The sequence below is a fragment of the Methylomonas methanica genome (genome assembly GCF_001644035.1).
Lineage (GTDB): Bacteria > Pseudomonadota > Gammaproteobacteria > Methylococcales > Methylomonadaceae > Methylomonas > Methylomonas methanica_A.
The window spans coordinates 89,794-104,091 of sequence record NZ_LUUG01000050.1 but is presented as its reverse complement, the minus strand read 5'-3'; the positions used below and the strand labels follow the sequence as shown (position 1 = coordinate 104,091).

Sequence of the window (14,298 nt, the reverse complement as noted above, 5' to 3'; positions counted from 1 at the left end):
GTAGCTTGGCGGTTCGAATTTTTGGGGTTTCACGGTAATACTACTGCCCCGGCACTTAAATGTCGCCGCTCCCGCAGTCTCGAACAATATTTATAAAACAAAGTTTTCAAACTTAAATTAAGATGCCGCGACAATTGAAACGAGGATGAATATGACTAAAACCGATGCCATTTTGCACAAAGGTCAGAAGCTCTATGAAGACGATGCCTATATTTTGCTGTGGACGAAATTTTTTGGTTTGAGCCTGCTGGCACTGACCTCTTACTACGTTTATGACAAACAAAAACAGCGGCTGATTAAGCTGATCAGCAAAGAAAAAACCTATCTGATGAGCATCAGCTACTACCTGACCCACGATTATGGCTTTAGCCCTAAAATGGTCTTGGAAGGTATCAGCCTGTTCAAGGATTTTTCGACGGCTATTGCCGATAGAGGCGGCGAGACCTGGAAGGGCTTCTTTGCGGAAACCGCCAAAGATAAAGCCAGAACCTATGCCGTGCGTGGTATCCGTAAGGATAAAAAAGCCAAGACTTGAGTTTTGGGTTTAGTTGCAGCGCTGGGTCTTACTGCCGTTAACCCAGCCTGGGGCCTTGGCGATCAGCTGCGTTTTGCCGGAAGTGGGCGACACATTTAAGAGAGCCCTGTTCACACTCCAGCCGAATGGCGCTGTCCCAATTCTTCTGCATGAGAGCGGATGTTTGCGTCGCCTCTTAAAATTTTTCCACAGTCTTGGCGCTAGTCCTAGTTGTTAAACTGGAAGTAGTGAGTCAAGCCCATCAACAAGGCCAGCAAGCTCCGGGCTGTTTCAAATTTATACCTTTCGCACTTCAAGTTTCGGCACATCTTCTCCCTCGCCCTCCGGGAGAGGGTTGGGGAGAGGGAATCAAAAAATAAAATTTGAAGTGCAACGACTACACCTCATCAGCAATCATGGCTGTTTGCGCAGCTGTAAATATCTTCCGCTTGCTTTCGCTCAGTTCCTGCCGACTAATTTTCGTCACAGCGCAGCTTAAAGCAGTGCCCGAATTTCGGGCTCTACTTTACAAACTTTTACTGTTAGGCACTTGCCTAAAAGCTATTCTTCGAGAATAATAAAAACGAAACGTTTTATTTTTATTTTCCCGGAGCAGACGATGACAGCGGAAACGCCGAACAAACCCAAAGTGGGAAGGCCGAAAGCCGGTACCGAAACCGAGCGCAACGACAATTTGCTGGATCAGGCTCTGGCACTGTTCATGCGCGAGGGTTATGCCAACACCAGCATCGCCAAGGTTGCCGCGGCGGCCGGAGTTTCCACCCGAACCATCTACGAGCGCTATAAAAACAAGGCCGAATTGATGTTGGCCTCGGTCGAACGCCTGGTGGAATCCGATATTTCCCAATTGCAAAGTATCGAGAACCTAGCGCAAATGTCTTGCCGCGACGGCTTGATCGCGCTTGGCGAAAACATGCTGGCTAAAGTCATGCAGCCCGACATGATCTCGTTTTACCGGATGGGCGTCGCCGAAGCGCTGCACTTTCCGGAACTAAGCGAACGGATGGAAACCACCGGACCCAAGCGCATTCAAAATGTGATTGCCGATTACCTGCGTCGACACGGCGCGGCGAACGGTTTGCCGGCACACGACGTCGAACGCGCGGCGGCCTTGTTTTTGGAAATGCTGTTTGCCGAACCGAGAAACAAAGCCTTGTTCGGTTGCCTGGAAGCGGACTGGGATGCTCGCGCCCATGTCTTATTTGTCGTTCAGGTGTTTTTAGACGGCGTCACCGCCCGGAGACTGTCGTGAAAGCGGCAATGTTGGCAATTCTGACCGGTAGCGGCGTTTTGGCCGGTTGCGGCGTTTTGGCCGGTTGCAGCGTGTTTCCCGACTACGTCAGGCCGGCGATCGACACCCCGGCGCAATGGCAAGCGCAACGGAAGGACGCCGGCGGCGCGACTGAATTCACCGATTGGTGGCGTCAATTCGACGACCCGGTATTGACGCGCTTGCAGCAGGCCGCCGAACAAGATAACCCTACGCTGGACCAAGCCGTGGCCAGTATTGCCTCGGCGCGCGCCAGTCTGGCCGGCGCGGAAGCCGGCGGCATGCCCAGCTTGGCCGGTAGCGGGGCTTTTAGCCGCTCCAAGGGCGGCGGCACGTCCGGGGCGAACTCGCAAACCGCTACCGGCAGTGGCACGGGCTTCGGTAGCGGCATTACCCAAATCCTGTCCGGCAGTCTGGATGCCAGTTGGGAGCTGGATTTATTCGGCAAATTCGCCTTCGGCCGGCAGGCCGAGCAAGCCCGCCTGACAGCGGCGGAATTGACTTGGCAGAACGCCAAAATCAGCTTGGCGGCGGAAGTGGCGAGCAACTATGTCAGTTACCGCGCCTGCGAACTGGCGGCGGCTGCCTATCAAAACGCCATCGCTTCGAAACAGGATGCCGCGCACTTGACCGGCGTCCTGGCCCGCGCCGGATTTTCGTCGCCGGCTGACGCGGCATTGGCCGAGGCCAGCCTGCATGCCGGCGAATCCAGTCTGATCGCCCAGCGCGCCGAATGCGACAACACCGTCAAGGCCTTGGTGGCGCTGACCGATCTGGCAGAAGCCGATTTGCGCGAGTGGTTGGCCGGCGGCAGAGGCATACCGACACCTGCGCAATTTCAAGTGGATAGCGTGCCGGCCGACTTGCTGACCCAGCGTCCGGATCTGGCCGCCGACGAGCGCAAGCTGGCGGCGGCCAGCGCCGACATCGGCAACGCGGTCGCCAAGCGCTATCCCAGCGTCAGCCTGACCGGTTCGATCGGCAAGCGCAAAACCGAAACCACCGGCTTGACCCTGAGCAGCAACACCTGGTCGATCGGCCCGACCGTGACCTTACCGATCTTCGACGGCGGCGAATTACGCTCCAAGGTCGATAGCGCCGAAGCCGCTTATGCCAGCGCGTGGGCCAGTTACCGGAGCGATATCCGCGCCGCGATCAAGGAAGTCGAACAAGCCTTGGTCAATCTGAGCGGCGCCGAGCAACGGGAAATCGCCGAAGGCCGCAGCGCCGAGCAATATCGCCAGTATTTTCAAGCGGCCGAGCTGAATTGGCGGGCCGGTGGGCTGAGTCTGCTGTCGCTGGAGGATGCGCGCGGCCAGATGATCGCGCAGCAAATCAGCCACATCACCCAACAACAAAATCGCGTGCAGTACTGGATCGCGCTTTACAAGGCACTGGGCGGCGGTTGGCGCGCCCAGGATACGCAATTGAACGCCGGAACCCCATTGAGTGACGGCAACCGCCGAAGCGAGGAGCAACTATGAACATCAGGCAAAAGTATACTTTACGAACTTGGCTGGTCGGCGTGACCCTGACGGGCCTCGGCATCGGTTTGCTGGTATTTGCCGGTAAACCGGCGCCGGCGGCTGTTGCCGTTAAATCCAAGGTGGTGCTGGCGGTCGAAACGCTGGCGCCGACCCGACAGGATTGGCCGGTGACGATCAAGGTCAACGGCGCGGTAGCGGCCTGGCAGGAAGCCAAAATCGGCGCCGAAATCGGCAGTTTGCGGATCAAGCAGATACTGGTCGACGTCGGCAGCCGGGTCAAACGCGGCCAGGATTTGGCGGTGTTGGCCGACGAAACCGTCGTTGCCGAACTGCACAAGCAACAAGCCAGCGTCGACAAGAGCCGGGCCAATCTGGCCAAGGCCCAGGCCGACGCCGCCCGCGCCCGCGAAATTCAAGACAGCGGGGCCTTGTCGTCGCAGAAAATCGACGAATATTTAATCGCCGAGCAAACCGCGCGCGCCGACTTGGCCTTGGCGCAAGCGGAGCTGGAAAACCAACGGATCCGCTTGAGTCAGACCCATATCGTCGCGCCGGACGACGGCGTCATTTCGGCGCGCGGCGCCGGCCTCGGCGATGTCGTGGCGACGGGGACCGAGTTGTTCCGGCTGGTGCGCCAGGGGCGGGTCGAGTGGCGGGCCGAGGTCAACGCCCAGCAGCTCGCGCAAATCCGCGCCGGCCAAGCGGTCGAATTGAGCTTGCCGGACGGCGGCAACGTGACCGGCACTGTGCGGATGACCGCGCCGACCGTGGACGACACCACCCGCAACGCGCTGGTTTACGTCGATATACCCAACGCCGCGGTCAAGCCGGGTATGTATTTGCAAGGCAGCATCGCCGTCGGCGCGCAAGCCGCCTTGGTCGTGCCGCAGACCGCGTTGGTCTTGCGCGACGGCCGCGATTACGTGTTCGAAATCGCCAAGCCCGCCGGCTCGGTCGAGCAAACCGCCAAGCCGGTGATTCAACGTAGCGTCGTCACCGGCCGCCGGGTGGGCGATTGGGTGGAAATTCGCGAGGGCATCGCCGGTGATGCCAGTTTGGTTGCCGGCGGCGGGGCGTTTTTGAAGGATGGCGACATCGTCAGCGTAACGCCCAAGATCTGAATCGCGCCGAAGCAATCCATTCATTAGAGCGCCCGCGGGCGCCTGCCAACGGCGGCTTTTCAACCACGATGCCGAACGCATCGCCATTTATCAGCGCTCAAGCACCACATCGCGGTCTTGGGCGCGGGAGCAAAATCATGAATTTTTCCGCATGGGCCATCCGCAAACCGGTGCCCAGTTTATTGTTGTTCGCGGTGCTGTCGATTCTGGGCGGCATGGGCTTGAAGCAATTGGGCAAACAAAACTTTCCGGACATTGAAGTGCCGACCATCACCGTCGCCGCAACCTTGGAAGGCGCGGCGCCGGCGCAGTTGGAAACCGAAGTGGCGCGTAAGATCGAAGACAAAATCGCCGCCATCGGCGGCGTCGAGCACGTGCGGACCACGATCACCGACGGCTCGGTTTCGATCAAGGTCGAGTTCAACATCGACAAAAACTCCGAAGAGGCGCTGAATCAGGTGCGCAACGCGGTGGACGGCGCCCGCTCGGAATTGCCGTCGGCGATGGCCGCGCCCATCGTCTCCAAGACCACGACGGCCGGCGGTGCGATCCTGACCTACGTGGTCAGCGCCGAAAACATGGACGAAGCGGCTTTGTCGTGGTTCGTCGATAACGACGTCAGCAAGCGGCTGTTGGCGGTGACCGGCGTCGGCAAGGTGACCCGCACCGGCGGCGTCGATCGCGAGGTGCACGTCGATCTGGACCCGGTGCGGATGGCGGGCTTGGGCGCGTTGGTCAGCGAGGTGGCGACGCAACTGAAAAAAGTACAGCAGGACGCGTCCGGCGGACGCGGCGACATCGGCGGCGGCGTGCAATCGGTACGCACCTTAGGACGAGTAGCGACAGCCGGCGAGCTGCGCAACCTGGATATTCCGCTGGCCAACGGCAGCCACATCAAACTGGACCAAATTGCCGACATCACCGATACCATCGCCGAACGTTCCACCTACGCGACCTTGGACGGCCGGCCGGTGATCGGTTTCGACATCGTTCGCAACAAAAGCACCAGCGAAGTGACCGTGGCCGAAGCGGTGCGCGCGGCGCTGGCCGAGTTTGCCGCCGCCAATCCGCAAGTGCGAATCCGCGAAGCCTTCGACACCGTGCAGCCGGTCGAAGACAACTTCACCGGCTCCATGCATTTGCTTTACGAAGGCGCTTTCCTGGCCGTCGTTGTAGTCTGGTGGTTTTTGCGGGATTGGCGGGCGACGCTGGTTGCGGCGGTGGCTCTACCCTTGTCCATTCTGCCGACCTTCGCAGCAATGTGGTATTTCGGCTTCAGCTTGAACATCATCTCGTTGCTGGCCCTGGCCTTGGTGGTGGGGATTTTGGTGGACGACGCCATTGTCGAAATCGAAAACATCGTCCGGCATTTACGGATGGGTAAGAAGCCGCTGCAAGCGGCGATGGACGCTGCCGACGAAATCGGCTTCGCGGTGATCGCCACCACTTTTACCCTAGTGGCGGTGTTCTTGCCGACCGCGTTCATGGGCGGCGTAGCGGGCAAATTCTTTCGCCAATTTGGCGTGACCGCCGCAGCGGCGGTATTGGCGTCGTTGCTGGTGGCGCGTTTGCTGACGCCGATGATGGCGGCCTATCTGCTGAGGCCGCATCCGGAACGCGATAGCGGCGACAGCGCGATGATGCGCATCTATCTGAAGGCGGTGGACTGGTGTCTGAGCCATCGCTTGGCGGTCGGCGTCGGCGTGGTGGTGTTCGTGGCCGGTTCGCTGAGTTTGATGCCCTTGTTGCCCACTGGCTTCGTGCCGGCGGCAGACAATAGTCAAACCAAGGTGGCGCTGGAATTGCCGCCCGGCAGCACGCTGGCGCAAACCCGCCATATCGCCGCCGAAGCCGAACGCCGCTTGCGCGAATTGCCGGACATCACGCAAGTGTTCGCGGCGGGCGGCGTCTCCAGTAGCGGCGGTGGCGGTGCGGATGCCGCGACCACCAACTACGAAGTGCGCAAGGCGACCTTGACCTTGAGCCTGCGCGACCGCGCCGAACGCCCGTATAAACAAGCGGCGGTCGAAGCGGCAATTCGCGAGAAACTGGCCGATTTGCCCGGCGTGCGGGTGGCCGTCGGTGCCGGCGGCAGCGGCGAAAAACTGCAATTGACGCTGGCGAGCGACGATCCACAAGCCTTGCGCCGGGCCGCCGATGCGGTCGAGCTCGAGTTGCGCCAACTGCGCGGTCTCGGGAACATTACCTCCAGCGCCAGCCTGCAACGTCCGGAGATTCAGATCTCCCCGGATTTCGGCAAGGCCGCCGAGTTGGGTGTCACGGTCGAGGCGTTGGCCGAAGTGGTGAGGGTCGCCAGTTACGGCGATTACTCCAACGTGATGGCCAAGCTGAATCTGCCGCAACGGCAAATTCCGATTCGAGTACGGCTGGCCGAGTCGGTGCGCCACAGCTTGGACGAAATCGGCCAACTGCGGGTGTCCGGACGCGGCGGCAGTGTGAGTTTGGCAACCCTGGCCGACATTCGCTTGGCCGGTGGCTTGCAGCAGATCGACCGGCTGGACCGGATGCGCAATACGACGTTTGACATCGAGTTAGGCGAGCGGGCGGTCGGCGACGTGTTGGCCGAGGCCATGCAATTACCGGCCCTGCAAAACCTGCCGGCCGGCGTGCGCACGATAGAATCAGGCGATGCGCAACGGATGAACGAGTTGTTCGGCAGCTTCGGCGGGGCCATGGCGATTGGGGTGTTGTGCATTTACCTGGTGTTGGTGCTGTTGTTCGGCGACTTCAGTCAGCCGGTGACGATCCTAGGCGCGCTGCCCTTGTCGCTGGGCGGGGCCTTCTTGGCCTTGCTGCTGACCGGCGGCAGTTTCGCGATGCCCAGCGTGATCGGATTGTTGATGCTGATGGGCGTAGTGACCAAGAACTCGATCCTGCTGGTCGAATACGCGATGATCGCCCGCCGGGAACGCGGCATGAGCCGGGTGGACGCGGTGATCGACAGTTGCCGCAAGCGGGTGCAACCGATCCTGATGACGACGATCGCGATGGGCGCCGGCATGCTGCCGATTGCGATGGGCCTAGGTGCCGATCCGAGCTTTCGGGCGCCGATGGCGACTACCGTGATCGGCGGCCTGCTGACTTCGACGGCGCTGAGCCTGGTAGTAATTCCGGTGGCCTACACCGCTATCGACGACATTTTGAGTCTTACCCGCCGTATTGTTGCTTTGGCTCGGTTTGGAAACAGCGGCGACGCGTGGCAACACAGCCTGGGGGAATAGGGCCATCTCGGTGCCATGAAAGCCGGCAATCAGGGTGGATGCGCACAGGCTTATCCACCCCGATCACCATTGCCGAATAGATACAAAAAATCTATGAAACAATGCTTGCGTTTGTTTAAACTCGCCCCACGTAGATGGACGAGAATATTTTGAACAAACTACGGGGGCGGGAATAGGTTTGTTGTCGTCATGGTCAAATCCTGTTGCAAATCAGGCCCACCAATTTAACGAGAAGTTTTTGCCATCTAGCGCTTGTGATCCTTGTTTGTGTTTCGAAAGAATGCTTTGATTCAACCACCCTAAATGCAGCACAAATTCGGCGATAAACGAAATACCAGATGATTACGTTGCATCAATTCCCCCGAGCCTGGAATATTCCCAACCCCAGTCAATTTTGCGCAAAGCTGGAAACCTATCTGCGCATGGCGGGCATTGAATATCGCATTGCCGAAACCTTGCCCATCTACGCACCCTTCGGCAAGTTGCCTTTCATAGAAGACAATGGTCAAAAGCTCGCCGATAGCCGGGTGATTATTTGTTATTTGCAACAGCATTACGGCGATAGCCTGGATGGGCATCTGTCGGCCGAGAAAAGCGCCCGATCTCTGGCATGGCAACGCCTGTTGGAAGAACATTTATATTGGGTGTGCATGTATAGCCGTTGGCAATACGGAGCGGAGAATTGGCGCATCAATAAGCGGGCGATTTTTCAGGGTCTGCCGCAGCCCTTGGCGGATTTGGTGGCCGCACGCTATCGGTTGCGGATTAAGGGACAAATGCGCGGCCACGGCATTGGCCGGCTGCCTGCCGCACAGGTTTTCGAATTGGGTCGGCGGGATGTGGCGGCTGTGTCCGCCGCGCTTCATGGCAAAACTTTTTTGTTGGGAGACCGGCCCAGCAGCGTCGATGCTTCGGCCTACGGCGTCTTGATCAATCTTTTAGCCTGTCCGGTTACGTCGCCGGTCAAGGATTATGCGTTAACCCAATCCGCGTTAGTCGATTACTGCCGGCGCATGCAGTTTCGCTATTTTCCCGAGCTGGGCGAACCGCAGTTTGGCGCTTAATGGTCCAGAGCGGCGCAGGCGGCGCGGATTTCAGCGCGTAGCCAGCAGTTGGCGGGATCCTGGTCTTGCAGCGGATGCCAGACCAGGACCATGTCGTAATGCGGTAACTCCAGCGGCAAGGGCACCAACTGTAAAGGCAAAGTCTGAGCAAATTGTTCGGCCGTGCGTTTGGGAGAAGCCATGACCATATCCGTTTGCGCCACGATCAGCGACGCGGACAGAAAATGCGAAACAGTCAGCGCCACACGCCGCTCGCGGCCGTGTTCCGCCAACCAGCTGTCGACCTGCCCGGTACTGGCTCCCGTTCTGGACACCAGAATATGCGGTAGGTCTATATAGTCTTCCAGTGTCAATCCCGCATTCACCAGCGGGTGGCCGATGCGCGCCACACAGACCATGTAATCGTCGAACAGGCGTTCGCAATGTAGATGTTTGGGGGGATTCAACATCACTTCAAATCCCAGTATCAGGTCTATCTCACCTTGTTCCAGCGCATTCAAAGGAAAATGGCTGCTGGTACGCTTGAAATGAATATCCACGCCCGGCGCCTGCCGGGCAATGTGCGGCGCCAGCTTGGGCAACAGCAGGGCTTCCACGTAATCCGTCGCCGCCAGGTTAAAGGCGCGCCGGCAGTTGGCGGGATCGAACGGCGCCGGCGCGCGAATCAAGCCTTCCACCTCTTTAAGCACCGCCGCCACGGGTGCTACCAGGGACAGGGCGCGTGGCGTCGGCGTCATACCCGCCGGGGTTTTCACTAGCAACGGGTCTTCCAGTTGTTGCCGCAAGCGTTGCAGCACATGGCTCATTGCCGATTGGCTAATGAACATTTTTTCTGCCGCCCGCGACACATTGCGTTCCTTCATCAGCAGATCGAAAGCGATCAATAGATTCAAATCAAACGTTCTTAAGTCGGCCATGGCGGGGTTTCCAAAATGTAAACGCGAGCTATGTTAACGAAAACGCCAGGGACGTTCGGCATGGATTATTTTCATAGGCGTATGAATACAAAGCATTTTACCGTTTGCCTTCCCCGGCATAGATTGACCGCCGACGCAGCCGCCGGCGTTTAATTCTCCCCAAGGAATTTGCAAGTTTACGCGGTGGCGCGTCGCCTCACTCTCAATTGTGCATCAAGTGTCGAATTTGGCGGGATGCCAACTGAGAATAACAAGGTGGCTAGTAGGAGCGCCAAAACGTAATTGCAAATTACAGGAGAATCATCATGCCTTTGTGGAAAGTCTATCATCCCAGCGGAGCGTTCAGCGTCGAAGACAAACAAGAACTGTCCGAACGCATTACCAGCATTTATGCCGGTGTGCCCATCCCCAAATTTTACGTCGTGATCGTTTACGAGGAAATTGCGCAAGGCAATTGCTTTGTCGGCGGCAAACTGCATAACAATTTCGTCCGTTTCAAGGTTGATCAGATAGCGCGCACCATCCCCGGCCCCATCCTACGCGAGTGGTGGATTAGAACGCTGGACGAAGTGGTTGCACCGTTTGTGAAAGAACGCGGTTACGACTGGGAAATCTCCATAGACGAAACCCCCTTCGATCTTTGGTCGCTACAAGGCGAATTGCCGCCACCGTTCGAATCGGTGGCGGAGAAACGCTGGGTGGCGGAGAACAAGGCCAGTCCGTACACGCTGCAAGAAAAACTCCCGGTACACATCTTGCTGACACCGGGCGTGACGGATCATCAATAGCCGACGGCCGGCCGGCTCCCAGCGAGCCGGCCAATTTGCCCGAGACCTTGAGGTTTAGTCGATGCCGTTAAGTGAAGAGTTGGACGTGCTGTAGGGTCGAACTTATTCGACCTTTGGCGCCGATAGTGCGAATAAATTCGCAGCTACAAGCGCTTAACTTAGCGGCATGCAGGGTTTAGTTTGGCGGTATTTTGCACAGCTTTGCGACCGGCGAAGTTCTGCCGGTCAGGGTGAGCCGCCAAATAGTTGAACTGACGATTTAAATCGATTTTTCCGGCTTGATCGCTTGCTGTTTCAATACCGACAGCGCAAATTCATACGCTTCGGGAAAATCGATTAACGCCGCGGTACTGCTTTTTTGGATCTGCTCATACAAGCCAAACTGGGTTTTATATTTCAAATTACCGATAGCCATGGGGCCTATGCTCAAAAAACGGGTGCCGGATACCTCCGCGACAACGCCAAGGTCGTTAAGGCCGATGCCGGCTACGCCGCTAGGTGGCACGGCATTGGTATCGGCGGCCAGGATCAGGTTGGCGGCATGCGCCAGGGAGTTCTCCAAAATGCGCACCCCGGCTCTTACCGCACTAACAATGATTTCGGCTTCCCGGACCACTATGTCTTTTTCGTCGTTAGTCTGTGCAGACACCCATTCGACTTGAGTGTTGTAGCGTTCGCAAAAGCGTTGCGCCGATCTTTCGTCGTCGTCGGCAACCAGTTGGCACAGTTTTACCTTCGCACCCTGTTGCGTAGCCAAGATAGCCGTGCATAGACCGACGGGCCCGGTGCCGAATATGGCTACTTTCTTTCCGGATAAGCCATTGCCTGTCTTGTCGTTCAGAACCTGTTCGATCAAGGCGACAATACTTGCGGACGTGGTGTAAGCGCCATTCGGATCGGCGAATACGCCAACCTTGAAAGGTCCGACCATGGCATTTTTGGCATTCTGAAACATGTCGGTCGCCATATGCACATCGCGTCCGCCGATGAAAATGCCGGTGTCGTTAAAGCGGTTGGGTGGGCGACAAAAAATGGCGTCTTGAACCATTGCCGATACTTGTTTAGGTTCGACTTTGGTAAACGGCACCACCATATCGAAGCCGGCATCAGCAGCAATGGTGACATCGAATGGGCTAATGTTGTCGCTTGGCGTTAAAAAGTACAGGATTTTTTTAGTCATGGTCGATTGGTCCGGGTTAAATTTAAGGGCCGTTTTAATATAGTAGATACCGGACTATTTACTGCGGGCTCTTAAAAACTTGTTCTTCGTAGCAAGTAAGGCGGACTCCTCCGCCAACCCAATCAGGGCCGCGAGCGGATAAGCGAAGCGTCATCCGCTGCCTTGGACCGGCGTCTCGATAACTGATGCTATCGCTTATGCGCCGAGGATTGCGTCTTGGATTGCGAATAGTCCATCATATCGACACACTAACGGCACAGAACACGGAGCCCAGATGAGAATTTATTTGATAGCTTTAATAATTGTTTCTTTCGCAAATTCTGTATTAGCTCAGGATAAAATCGATCGTATGCGTGCCGAGGCTATGGAGGCGTTTACGCCGGATACGGTTAAGTGGGCTGACGAACCGATACTTCCCAAGGGTGCTCAAAGCGTAGTTCTGGTGGGTGACCCGAATAAAGCGGGAGTGTTTATCGCTTGGTTGAAATTTCCAGCTAATTATCCAATTCCACCACATATACATCCTTTTACAGAGGTCATTACCGTCCTGCGTGGCAAGCTAGGAAACGGTATGGGCGAGAGCTTGGATACGAAGAAGGGAAAGATGTTTAAAACAGGTTCCAGCTTCGTATTACCCGCTAACCACGCGCATTATGTCTGGACAACTGACGAGGAAACAATCGTCGAGCTGATTGCCACCGGACCATGGGGTATTACTTATATCAATCCCGCCGATGACCCACGCAGGCAGAAATAGCGCTTGGGTAAATTGGCAAGGTAACGGGTATCGCTAGCGCGATTATCGGCTGTTTTTGTGCAAAAACCTCAACATCGCGCGTCTGTCAGCCGCTCTCGATAGGGCATTAAAGATCAGACCCGCTATCGCTTCCCAACATCGCCTGCCGAATCAACGGAATCGGCGGCGCACCGTAAGACAGGAAGGTATCGTGGAAGGATTTCCACGCCGTCCGGCCGCCACGGCTGGCGCTCCAGTCCTCGCGTAGTTTGCGAATCATTAGTTTTCCCAGCGTGTAATTCAGATAACCGGGGTCGAAGGTACCGCGCGCGGCTTGTTGCTTGGCCGTACCTGGGTCGCGGAAGGCCTGTTCCCGGAACATTTTTTCCGACGCTTCCACAGTCATGCCTTGGGTGTGTAAGCCCAGCGCGGACAAAAACCGCACATTGCGGAGCAAGGCATTCAACAATTGGCCGATATGGGTTTGCGCATCGCCCGCATTCAAGCCGGCTTCCCACATCAATTCTTCTGAGTAATGCGCCCAGCCTTCGGAGAACGCGTAACTGCTAAACAATTGTCCTAGCTTTGAAGCAGTGCGGTCGGCATGCAAATGCTGCAAGAAATGGCCGGGCCAGACTTCATGTGCGGAAATAAATAGCAGATTGGCCTTGCTGGGCACATAGGCAGCTTGCTCGGCGGCACTCCAGGCCGGATCGGGCGGTGCCACGTAGTAGATGGAGGGTAGGGCGTGTTCAAAAGGGCCGGGGATGTCGATGTAAGCCGAATTCCAGCGTTTGAACGGCGGCGATTCGGCGACGGTCGCGTCCTCCTGGCTGGGAATCGACAGCAGGTTTTTTTCGGTTAAAAACGCCTTCAATTGCACCAGTTGCCGGTGTGCCTCGGCGACCGCGCCATCGGCGGGCTTTTGTGCTTCGACTTTGGCGACGCACTCCGGCAGCGATGCATTCCGGGCATACTGTTTACACGCTTCTGACAGCGCGGCGAGATTTCGTTCCAGATCGGCGCGGCCCATCTTCTCAAGTGTTTCCAGCGGCACATCAACCCCTTCACTGGCCTTCAGCATCGCCCGGAAACGGTTTGCACCCAACGCAAAATCGTCGTTGGCATTGCCGCGCTGTTGTTCCAACCAGTCGGTCAGTTCCCGCATCGCTTTGGCTGCGGCCGGCACCGCAGTATCGAACTGCTGCTGCAATTCCGGATTGTCCACCGCGGCAAAGGTGGCTTTGGCATCGGTTTCATAGAAAGTCGCCAGGCCGGTGAATATAGTCTTGCCCACGTCGATATAGCTGCGCGGTAACGGCGGTTTTAGATTGGCGCGGATTTGCGCGGCGGCTTTGGGGATGTTGGTAGCGTAATTGATGAAGGCGCGCAGGCGCTGGTCGAGCGGCGCATACGGGCGGGTCAGGTAGACGTTAGGATCTAAGGCCTGCGAATAGAACAGCGGATTTTTCGCGGGCGACTTGGCCGATTGCAGCCAGAACAATTCCTCATCGATTACCGTCAGTAAATGCTTTTGTTCGAAGCGTGCGCTTGGTTTAAGTGATGCATTGGGATATTGGGCGGCTAATTCGCGCTGCACTATCAGCCATTGGCTTTGCCGGGCCAACCCTTCCGGGCTCCAATCCGGAATTTTACCGTCGAATTCATGCCGGCCGGCATTGGCGGCAAAGGCGGGGTGGAGCTGGAAGTACTGTTCGATGAATTCACCGACAAACGCTTCCCAGCTTGGGGTTGATTTGCCGGCGGCAAGCGGTTGTCCGCCGAACAGCAGTAGCGCCAGGATGGCGACAATGGCGCGCGAGCCTTGGAAATTGATGGTGCGTAACATGGTAGCCCCCGTTTTCCGAATGATGACGGCCCATCATATAGCAAGGCAAGGGTCAGTCAACCAGTTTAAACCCAGATCTTGAGGTCACTTTGGCTGAGGTGTTGTAGCA

Annotated in this window: 11 protein-coding genes; 8 read left to right on the top strand and 3 right to left on the bottom strand. The window is 57.2% G+C overall.

The features are described 5' to 3' along the window. Positions 1–151 precede the first annotated feature (151 nt). From A1332_RS05550 to A1332_RS05525, 6 genes are all read left to right on the top strand, one after another. The gene (locus A1332_RS05550) at positions 152–535 is read left to right on the top strand and encodes a hypothetical protein (protein ID WP_064007562.1); all 384 of its coding nucleotides are present in this window, start codon (positions 152–154) and stop codon (positions 533–535) included. 598 nt (positions 536–1,133) lie between these two features. Then, complete coding sequence (locus tag A1332_RS05545; protein ID WP_064007561.1) at positions 1,134–1,787, top strand: TetR/AcrR family transcriptional regulator; 654 nt, start codon at positions 1,134–1,136, stop codon at positions 1,785–1,787. Beyond that, positions 1,784–3,289, top strand: coding sequence for an efflux transporter outer membrane subunit (locus A1332_RS05540; protein WP_197491400.1), 1,506 nt, complete (start codon positions 1,784–1,786; stop codon positions 3,287–3,289). Before A1332_RS05545 ends, A1332_RS05540 begins: the two co-directional genes overlap by 4 nt. Next, positions 3,286–4,413 (top strand): efflux RND transporter periplasmic adaptor subunit, encoded by a 1,128-nt coding sequence (locus A1332_RS05535; protein WP_064007560.1) that lies wholly within the window; start codon positions 3,286–3,288, stop codon positions 4,411–4,413. The genes A1332_RS05540 and A1332_RS05535 overlap by 4 nt, the downstream gene beginning before the upstream one ends. Positions 4,414–4,550: 137 nt before the next feature. Next, positions 4,551–7,655 carry an efflux RND transporter permease subunit gene (locus A1332_RS05530; protein ID WP_064007559.1) on the top strand — a complete coding sequence of 1,035 codons (3,105 nt, stop codon included), beginning with the start codon at positions 4,551–4,553 and terminating at the stop codon, positions 7,653–7,655. A 338-nt stretch (positions 7,656–7,993) separates the two neighbouring features. Beyond that, positions 7,994–8,719, top strand: coding sequence for a glutathione S-transferase family protein (locus A1332_RS05525; RefSeq protein ID WP_064007558.1), 726 nt, complete (start codon positions 7,994–7,996; stop codon positions 8,717–8,719). Here the strand turns inward: A1332_RS05525 and A1332_RS05520 are convergent. Further along, positions 8,716–9,636, bottom strand: coding sequence for a LysR family transcriptional regulator (locus A1332_RS05520; protein ID WP_064007557.1), 921 nt, complete (start codon positions 9,634–9,636; stop codon positions 8,716–8,718). The genes A1332_RS05525 and A1332_RS05520 overlap by 4 nt on opposite strands. Positions 9,637–9,941: 305 nt before the next feature. On the opposite strand from A1332_RS05520, the gene A1332_RS05515 reads away from it, so the two are divergent. Then, positions 9,942–10,424, top strand: coding sequence for a tautomerase family protein (locus tag A1332_RS05515; protein WP_064007556.1), 483 nt, complete (start codon positions 9,942–9,944; stop codon positions 10,422–10,424). A 259-nt stretch (positions 10,425–10,683) separates the two neighbouring features. Here the strand turns inward: A1332_RS05515 and A1332_RS05510 are convergent, their stop codons facing one another. Beyond that, complete coding sequence (locus A1332_RS05510; RefSeq protein ID WP_064007555.1) at positions 10,684–11,604, bottom strand: NAD(P)-dependent methylenetetrahydromethanopterin dehydrogenase; 921 nt, start codon at positions 11,602–11,604, stop codon at positions 10,684–10,686. Positions 11,605–11,878: 274 nt separating this feature from the next. Between A1332_RS05510 and A1332_RS05505 the strand changes: the two genes are divergently transcribed. Next, positions 11,879–12,361 (top strand): cupin domain-containing protein, encoded by a 483-nt coding sequence (locus tag A1332_RS05505; RefSeq protein ID WP_064007554.1) that lies wholly within the window; start codon positions 11,879–11,881, stop codon positions 12,359–12,361. 106 nt (positions 12,362–12,467) lie between these two features. Here A1332_RS05505 and A1332_RS05500 read toward each other — a convergent pair whose 3' ends face one another. Further along, the gene (locus A1332_RS05500) at positions 12,468–14,189 is read right to left on the bottom strand and encodes a DUF885 domain-containing protein (RefSeq protein ID WP_064007553.1); all 1,722 of its coding nucleotides are present in this window, start codon (positions 14,187–14,189) and stop codon (positions 12,468–12,470) included. Positions 14,190–14,298: the final 109 nt, after the last annotated feature.